We start from the raw sequence: 8,200 nt of genomic DNA, 5'->3' as shown, positions 1-8,200 counted from the left end.
CCGGTGCCGCGAAATGCGCTGTGGCGCATTTCCAAACAGACTGTCAGCCGTCGATGCTCGCGCCCAGCGACGCGTTGACCAGTCCGCCATCGACCGTGACGGTCTCGCCCACCAGATAATCCCCCGCCCGGCTGGCGAGGAAGATCGCGGCACCGGCCATGTCCTCGGCAACGCCGATGCGCTTGGCGGGGATCGCCTTGGCGACGCTGTCGCCATGGTCGCGCGCGGCCTTGTTCATGTCGCTGGCAAAGGCGCCCGGCGCGATCGAGGTGACGTGGATCTGGTCGCGGGCGAGGCGTGCGGCCAAGCGCTTAGTAAGGTAGATCAGCGCCGATTTCGAGGCATGGTAGCTATAGGTCTCCCAGGCATTGAGGCGCTGGCCGTCGATTGAGGTGATGTTGATCACCTTGGCCGGCCGTTCAGGCGTGCCGGCGGCCTTGAGGAGGCCATGCAGCGCCTGGGTGAGGAAGAAGGGCGACTTGACGTTCAGGTCCATCACCTTGTCCCAACCCTTTTCAGGAAAGTTCTCGAATGGCTCACCCCAAGCCGCGCCGGCATTGTTGACGAGAATGTCGAGGCGGGGCTCGCGCGCGGCCAGGTCGGCAGCGAGGGTGCGGCATCCTTCGACAGTCGACACGTCATGGGGCAGGGGGATGGCGTTCGGCCCCAATGCGGCGGCGGTCGCTTCGCAGGCGTCGGCGCGGCGCGACGACACATAAACCTTCGCGCCCGATGCGACGAACCCTTCCGCGATCATCCGCCCGATCCCGCGTGAGCCGCCGGTGACCAGCGCCACGCGCCCATCGAGGCGAAACAGCGAAGCTATGTCCATCATTTACTCCCTCTCCCCGCTGTGGAGAGGGCCGGGGAGAGGGGCAGTCTCTCGATCCCGGCCCTTCGTTTCGTGTTGCCGACTGCCCCTCTCCCACCCCTCTCCCGATTGGGGAGAGGGCCTTATCCACCGCGCTTCAGCGTCTCGCGGGCGATGATCAGTTGCTGGATCTGGCTGGTGCCTTCGTAGATGCGAAACAGCCGGACATCGCGGTACAGCCGTTCGATCCCGTAATCGGCGATATAGCCCGCCCCGCCGAAGATCTGCACCGCGCGATCGGCGACCCGGCTGACCATCTCGCTGGCGAAATATTTGGCCGCCGCCGCCTCCATGGTGGTGTTGCTTCCCGCGTCCTTGGCAGTGGCGGTTTCCAGCACCAGCGCGCGGGCGGCAAGCGCCTCGGTCTTCGAATCCGCCAGCATCGCCTGGATCAACTGGTGCTCTGCGATCGGCTTGCCGAACTGCCTGCGCTGGCTGGCATAGGCGACGCAGTCGGCGATCAGCCGTTCGGCGACGCCGACGCAGACCGCGGCGATGTGCAGCCGGCCGCGATCGAGCACCTGCATCGCGATCCGGAAGCCTTCGCCCTCCGCGCCCAGCCGGTTCGCCACCGGCACCGGCACGTCGTCGAAGCGGACATCGGCGACGCGTGCGCCCTTCTGGCCCATCTTCTTCTCGGGCTCGCCGATCGACACGCCAGGCAGGTCGCGCGGCACGAGGAAGGCGGAGACGCCGCGGCCGCCGGCTTCGTCGCCGGTGCGTGCCATCACGGTGAACAGCTGCGCCTTGTCCGCATTGGTGATGTAGCGCTTGGTGCCGCTCAGCCGGTACACGTCGCCGTCGCGCACCGCGCGGGTCTGCACCGCGGCGGAATCGGAGCCTACATCGGGTTCGGTGAGGGCAAAGCTGGTAATGACCGCTCCGCGCGCGATGCGCGGCAGCCAGTGCGCCTTCTGTTCGGGCGTGCCGGCGATCACCAACCCCTGGCTGCCGATGCCGACATTGGTGCCGAAGGCCGAGCGAAAGGCTGGGGTTGTGCGCCCCAGCTCGATCGCGACGCGGCATTCCTCGGCCATGGTGAGGCCGAGGCCACCATGTTCCTCGCCGATCGAAAGCCCGAACAGGCCGAGCGCCTTCATCTCCTCGACGATATGCTCGGGGATCGCATCCGCCGCTTCCACCTCCGCCTCCAGCGGGCGCAGCCGCTCGGCGACGAAGCGGCGGACCGTGTCGATCAGCGCGTCGAACAGCTCGGGTTCGAGGGCCATGGCCATCCTCTCGCTTCTAATTGGTGACAGGTATAGCGCGTGCAGGATCGCCTGCAAGCCATACCCGATCTTCCAAAGTGTTTCGTTTGCGAGGGCGCCCGCGCGTCTGTATCGGGGTGGGTGGGGGACGTAGTGGAGAAGCAATTGATGGAAGGTCGCATCGCCGACACCCCACCCGTGCCGCCGAGCCGGCGCGTGGCGACACCGACGATGCTCGCTTATGGCTTTGGTGCCGCGGCATATGGCGTGAAGGACTTCTGCTTCGTCACCTTCCTGCTGCTGTTCTACAACCAGGTCGTCGGGCTGCCCGCCGCGCAGGTCGGCTTCGTGATCATGTGTGCGCTGCTGTTCGATGCCTTCGTCGACCCGGCGATCGGCATGCTCTCGGACCGGACGCGGAGCCGCTGGGGCCGCCGCCATCCCTGGATGTACGCCGCCGCGCTGCCGATCGCCGCGGGCTGGCTGTTCCTGTGGAACCCGCCTGCATGGAGTCAGAGCGCGCTGCTCGGCTGGCTGTTCGTCTCCGCCGTCGTGGTGCGCACCGCCGTTTCGGCCTTCGAGGTGCCGTCGCAGGCGCTCAGCCCCGAGCTCTCCTCCGACTATGAGGAGCGGACGCGGATCATGGCCTATCGCTTCCTGTTCGGCTGGGGCGGGGGCATGGCGATGCTGATGCTCTCCTATGGTTGGTTTCTCGCCGAGCGGACTGGCCAGCCGCACGGCCAGTTCGATCGCGCGGGCTATCCGGGCTTCGCCATCGGCGGGGCGGCGCTGATGGTGGTGGCGATCCTCGGCTCGGCCTTGGGCACCCACCACGAGATCAGGAACCTGCCGCCGGTGGAAATCCAGCCCCAGCCGCTCCGCCAGAGCATCGCCGAGCTGTTCGCCACGCTGCGCAACCCGGCGTTCCTGGTGCTGATGACCGCGGCGCTCAGCTATTTCGTGGCGCAGGGCATCAGCTTCTCGATGTCCAATTACCTGTATGCCCATGTCTGGCATTTCGGGAATCTCGCGTTCCAGCTGCTGGGGGCGACCCTGTTTCTCGGCGTCGTCCTCGCCTTCCTGATCGCACCCCGAATGGCCCGCTGGCTGGGCAAGCCGACCGCCGCGACCATCGCGCTGGTCGGCGCCGTGCTGCTGCTCGTCGCACCCTATGTCCTGCGCCTCGTCGGGCTGTTCCCGGCGCCGGGCGACCGGCTGCTGCTGCCGGTGCTGTTCACCATCTTCACCGTCAATGCGACCTTTGCGGTTTCCTCGACCATGCTCGGCGCGTCGATGCTGGCCGATGTGGTCGAGCACAGCGAGGTCGAAACCGGCCGGCGTTCCGAAGGCGTGTTCTTCGCCGGCTTCTTCTTCGTCCAGAAATGCTCGAGCGGGCTCGGCATCTTCGCCACCGGGCTGATCCTCAGCCTCTCCGGCTTTCCGGACGGCGCCAAGCCGGGCACGGTGCCGGAGGGCGTGATCGACCGGTTCACCCTCATTTTCTGCGCGGTCTACCTGCTGCTCGGCGGCATTGCCGCGTTCTTCTATCGCCGCTTCCCCTTCGGCAAGGCGGAGCACGCCGCCCGGTTGGCGCAGCTGCGCGGCGTTGAAGGGAGTGCGAACTGATGTTATAACGGACGTATGACCAAGCCGCTCAAGATCATCAAGATCGGCAACTCCGCCGGTGTCATCCTGCCCAAGGAAATCCTTTCCCGGTTGCGGGTCGAGCTGGGGGATGAGCTGTTCCTCAGCGACACCGACAGCGGCGTGACGCTGACCAAGAACGATCCCGACTTCGAGGCGCAGATGAAGGCGGCGCGCGAGGTGATGGCACGTCGGAGAGCGGCGCTCCGCGAACTGGCGAAGTAAGTGTCCGACTGGGTCTGGGTGGATGTCGCGGTGGCAATCGCCGCGCATGGCGAGCAGCTTGCCGAGCATGGCGGCGCGGCCGGCATCCGCGACCGCAATATGCTGGAAAGCGCCATGGCGCGGCCGCTCAACCTTGTCGCCTATGGCGAGCCGGACATTGCGGAACTCGCGGCGGCCTATGCGTATGGCATCGCCCGTAACCATCCGTTCGTGGACGGCAACAAGCGGACCGCGGCGGTGGTCAGCGAAACCTTTCTCGTCCTCAATGGCCATGCGCTCACCTGTGACGACGTGGAGCTCGTGACGACCTTCCTGGAACTGGCGGCCGGGGCTCTGACTGTGGAAACGCTGACCGAGTGGTTCCGGCGCTGGACCGTGCCCATCGCCTGAACACGGGAAATGCCCGCCGGGCACGCGACCCGGCGGGCATCCTTTCCTCCCCAGGAAAGACGTCAGGCCACGCGGCCCAAACGGTGGTAGAGGTTGGAGAACTTCACCGATTCCGGCTTGTCCTTCACCGCCTGCAGATGGGCCCCGACGGCCTCGCGGAGCAGGCGGAAATCCTCGGTGGAAAAGACGGCGCGGCTGCGCTGCGGTTCGTTCGACATGGTACTACGCTCCTTTACGCGGCTTCGGTGGTGAACTGGGCGGCTTCGGTGCTCTCGGCGAGCGCGGTGGTGGAGCTGGCGCCCCCCGCCACGGTCTGGGCAATCGCGTCGAAATAGCCGGTGCCGACCTCGCGCTGGTGGCGCGTCGCGGTGTACCCGTCGGCTTCCGCCGCGAACTCGGCCTGCTGCAGCTCCGAATAGGCCGCCATGCCCCGGTCCCGATAGCCGCGGGCCAGCTCGTACATGCCGTAGTTGAGGCTGTGGAAGCCGGCGAGGGTGACGAACTGGAACTTGTACCCCATCGCCCCGATCTCGCGCTGGAAGCGGGCGATGTCGTCCTTGTCCAGATTCTTCTCCCAGTTGAAGCTGGGCGAGCAGTTGTACGCCAGCATCTTGTTGGGATGCTCCTTCTTGATCGCCTCGGCGAAGCGGCGGGCGTCGTCGAGATTGGGGTGGCTGGTTTCCCACCACAGCAGATCGGCATGCGGCGCGAAGGCCAGCCCGCGCTGGATGCAATGGTCGACGCCGGTGCCCTCCTTCAGCCGGAAGAACCCCTCGGGGGTCCGCTCGCCGGTGAGGAACTGGTGGTCGCGCTCGTCGATGTCCGAGGTGATCAGCTTGGCCGATTCGGCATCGGTGCGGGCGCAGATCACCGTCGGTACGCCGCACACATCCGCCGCCAGCCGCGCCGCATCGAGGTTGCGGATATGCGCCTGGGTGGGGATCAGCACCTTGCCGCCGAGATGGCCGCACTTCTTCTCGCTGGCGAGCTGGTCCTCGTAATGCACGCCCGCCGCACCCGCCGCGATGTACGACTTCATGATCTCGAAGCAGTTGAGCGGCCCGCCGAACCCGGCCTCGGCATCCGCGACGATCGGCGCGAACCAGTCGCGCGTCGCGCCGCCTTCCATATGCTCGATCTGGTCGGCGCGCTGGAGCGTCGCGTTGATCCGCCGCGCGAGCTCCGGCCCGGCATTGGCCGGGTAGAGCGACTGATCGGGGTACATCTGCCCGGCGGTATTGGCATCCGCCGCGACCTGCCAGCCCGACAGATAGATCGCCTTGAGCCCCGCGCGGACCATCTGCATCGCCTGGTTGCCCGAGAGCGCGCCGAGTGCATGGACATAGTCCTCGGTGCGCAGCAGCTCCCACAGCTTGAGCGCGCCGCGGCGGGCCAGGGTGTGCTCCACCGGCAGCGAGCCGCGCAGCTTGGCGACATCGTCGGCGGTGTAGGGGCGCTGGATGCCCTCGAATCGGCCGGTGGGGGCCGGGACCAGATCCTCGAAACGCTGCGACTGGGACATTGTTAATTCCTTGACTGACTGCCTGAACCTTGTGTGGGCAAGTTTAGGAAGTTCAGCGGTGCTTGGAATTCAACTTCGACGTCGCACAGGGTGTGGGTGTGTGGTGGGTTGCGGGGCCTCCTTGTTGTGGTGTAAAGTATTTACATATCGGGCGATCCTAGAATGAGAACGTATCAAGAACTTCCAGTGTAGGAAAGCCGGCATGGGTGGCGCTGACCTGTTCACCGTCATCCCGGCGAAAGCCGGGATCCATTGCCGCTCCAGTGCGGCAAGAGGGATGACGGAGAGGCGAATGGATCCCGGCTTTCGCCGGGATGACGGTGGAGTGCGCGTTCCCCTCCCGCTTGCGGGAGGGGCTAGGGGAGGGGATGACAGGCTCGCGTGGGACGCCGTTCCAGCAGGTGTCGCCACGTCAGCCCCTCCCCCGACCCCTCCCGCGAGCGGGAGGGGAGCGCAGGCGGACAGGGTAGGGAGAAACGACATGGCCGAACGCAAACTCTTCGCCGGGCACGCCATCCGGCGTCTCCGCTTCCAGCTCGGCGTAACCCAGGCGGCGATGGCGGAGGCGCTGGAGATTTCGCCCAGCTATCTCAACCTGGTCGAGCGCAACCAGCGGCCGATCTCCGCTGCGCTGATGCTCAAGCTGGCCGAGACCTATGACTTCGATCCCCGCCGCCTCGCCGCGGCCGAGCCCGGCGGCGGGGCCGAGGCGTTGCGGCGGCGGCTGGCCGACCCGCTGTTCGCCGATCTCGCCATCGATCGCCACCAGCTCGAGGAATGGCTGGCCGGCGCGCCCGACGGCGCCGAGGCCTTTGCCCGCGCCTATGACCGGATGGGCGGCGGCGGCCCCATGCCCGCCCCCGGCGCCGCGCAGGATCCCGGCCCCCAGGTCCGCCGCGCGATCGAGCGCTGGCGCAACCATTTCGCCGATCTCGACGCCGCCGGCGAGGCGCTGGCCGACGAACTGCGCATGGCCGGCGAGCCCTATGGCGCGATGGCCGAGCGGCTGCGGGTGAAACACCAGCTCGCCGTGCGCATCCTGCCCGCCGAGGTGATGGTCGATACGCTCAAGCGGCTCGACCTCCACGCGCGGCAGCTGCAGCTGTCCGAGGCGCTCGATCCCAGCGCGCGCGCCTTTGCGCTGGCCGAGCAGCTGGCGGTGGAGGCGCGCGACGAGATCGAGGCGCTGGTCCGCGGCGCCGCGCTCGACCGGGTGGCCGCGCGGCTGTTCCGCCGGCACTGCACCGCCTATTTCGCCGCCGCGGTGACGATGCCCTATGCCCGCTTCCTGCGCGCGTGCGAGGCGAGCGGCTATGACCTGGAGCTGCTCCAGCGGCGCTTCGGCGCGAGCGCGGCGCAAGTCGCGCACCGGCTGACGACGCTGCAGCGGGTGGGCGCGCGGGGGCTGAGCTTCTTCCTGATGCGGTTCGATCGCGCGGGGCAGGTCTCGAAACGCTATGCCGGCGCCAGCGGATCGGCGCTGGTCGAGGCGGCGGTGCCGTGCCCCTTGTGGAACGCCTATGACGCCTTTGCGCGGACCGACGAGACGGCGGTGCAGCTCGTCGAGCTGGAGGACGGCGCGCGCGCCTTCACCATCGCGCGCTGCGTGCATCCGCATGGCGGCGCCCCCGGTGGCGTGCGCCCGCGCTTCGTGATCGCGCTGGGCCTGCCGGCGGCGGAGGCGGGAACGCTGGCGGCGGCGCGCGGCGTGGACCTGGCCGGCCGCGCCGCGCCGATCGGGCTGGGGTGCCGGGCGTGTACGCGCGTCGCCTGCCCGCAGCGCTCGGCGGCGCCGGCGGGGCGGGCAGCGGCGGGGAGCGAGCGGGAGCGCGGGGTTACGGCCTTTGGGTTTGCGGGGGATTGAGGGGGTGGATGATCCTTCGCGAGGGTGCTCCTTGGTTGTCCCCCCTCACTCGGCTGGAGAGCTAGCGTCCCATTGTGCATGGTAGTCTGGCTCGTGCTTCGTAGAAGGCATTGGTAGTATTGGATCGGCGTCAGCGAGTATCTCCTTGTCCATTTCGAGCTTGCGGATAAGTCGTTCTATTTCCCCCGGCCCTACAGGTCCCGAAACGATGACGCGATAGCTGGCCGTTTTCGACAGCATGCCAGACTGAAGAACCCTCTCATGTGCGCCTATGGCTAGTTCAGCTTGTTGTCCGCTGCCCTGGTCTGCCGTGTTGTACTCTGCCGTCGCTCTTTTCTGCGATCCTCGCTGAGTATCGAGTATACCCGACGTTGCGGTGGATGAGGGTACTGGAGTCTCATTCGCATCGGGCTCGTATGCCTCACTGAGCGAGTTTACTAGCTCTGCACTCGCGAGATAAACCTTTAGAGCCTTAT

8 protein-coding genes are annotated in these 8,200 nt (G+C 67.2%); 4 read left to right on the top strand and 4 right to left on the bottom strand.

Going from position 1 to position 8,200, the window contains the following annotated elements:
- Window positions 1–43: 43 nt before the first annotated feature.
- Both SAZ01S_RS13720 and SAZ01S_RS13715 read right to left on the bottom strand, forming a co-directional pair.
- Window positions 44–832, bottom strand: a complete 789-nt coding sequence (locus SAZ01S_RS13720) for an SDR family oxidoreductase (RefSeq protein ID WP_084582828.1) — start codon at window positions 830–832, stop codon at window positions 44–46.
- A 122-nt stretch (window positions 833–954) separates the two neighbouring features.
- Window positions 955–2,100 carry an acyl-CoA dehydrogenase family protein gene (locus SAZ01S_RS13715; RefSeq protein ID WP_084582827.1) on the bottom strand — a complete coding sequence of 382 codons (1,146 nt, stop codon included), beginning with the start codon at window positions 2,098–2,100 and terminating at the stop codon, window positions 955–957.
- A 147-nt stretch (window positions 2,101–2,247) separates the two neighbouring features.
- Between SAZ01S_RS13715 and SAZ01S_RS13710 the strand changes: the two genes are divergently transcribed.
- The 3 genes from SAZ01S_RS13710 to SAZ01S_RS24230 are packed head-to-tail and all read left to right on the top strand — an operon-like array spanning window position 2,248 to window position 4,338.
- Window positions 2,248–3,705, top strand: a complete 1,458-nt coding sequence (locus tag SAZ01S_RS13710) for an MFS transporter (protein WP_174596117.1) — start codon at window positions 2,248–2,250, stop codon at window positions 3,703–3,705.
- A 15-nt stretch (window positions 3,706–3,720) separates the two neighbouring features.
- Complete coding sequence (locus SAZ01S_RS24235; protein ID WP_174596116.1) at window positions 3,721–3,948, top strand: AbrB/MazE/SpoVT family DNA-binding domain-containing protein; 228 nt, start codon at window positions 3,721–3,723, stop codon at window positions 3,946–3,948.
- Complete coding sequence (locus tag SAZ01S_RS24230; RefSeq protein ID WP_174596115.1) at window positions 3,949–4,338, top strand: type II toxin-antitoxin system death-on-curing family toxin; 390 nt, start codon at window positions 3,949–3,951, stop codon at window positions 4,336–4,338.
- Between the two features lie 62 nt (window positions 4,339–4,400).
- Here SAZ01S_RS24230 and SAZ01S_RS24065 read toward each other — a convergent pair whose 3' ends face one another.
- Together SAZ01S_RS24065 and aceA are read right to left on the bottom strand one after the other, a co-directional pair.
- Entirely contained in the window at window positions 4,401–4,556 is a 156-nt protein-coding gene (locus tag SAZ01S_RS24065) for a hypothetical protein (protein ID WP_019367690.1), read from the bottom strand.
- 14 nt (window positions 4,557–4,570) lie between these two features.
- Window positions 4,571–5,860 carry an isocitrate lyase gene (gene aceA, locus SAZ01S_RS13700; RefSeq protein ID WP_084582826.1) on the bottom strand — a complete coding sequence of 430 codons (1,290 nt, stop codon included), beginning with the start codon at window positions 5,858–5,860 and terminating at the stop codon, window positions 4,571–4,573.
- A gap of 481 nt (window positions 5,861–6,341) precedes the next feature.
- On the opposite strand from aceA, the gene SAZ01S_RS13695 reads away from it, so the two are divergent.
- Window positions 6,342–7,724, top strand: a complete 1,383-nt coding sequence (locus SAZ01S_RS13695; RefSeq protein WP_084582825.1) for a helix-turn-helix domain-containing protein — start codon at window positions 6,342–6,344, stop codon at window positions 7,722–7,724.
- Window positions 7,725–8,200 lie beyond the last annotated feature (476 nt).

The organism is Sphingomonas azotifigens NBRC 15497 (assembly GCF_002091475.1).
Classification (GTDB): domain Bacteria; phylum Pseudomonadota; class Alphaproteobacteria; order Sphingomonadales; family Sphingomonadaceae; genus Sphingomonas; species Sphingomonas azotifigens.
Note: the sequence above shows the minus strand (reverse complement) of the source record. Positions and strands in the feature narration are given on the sequence as shown.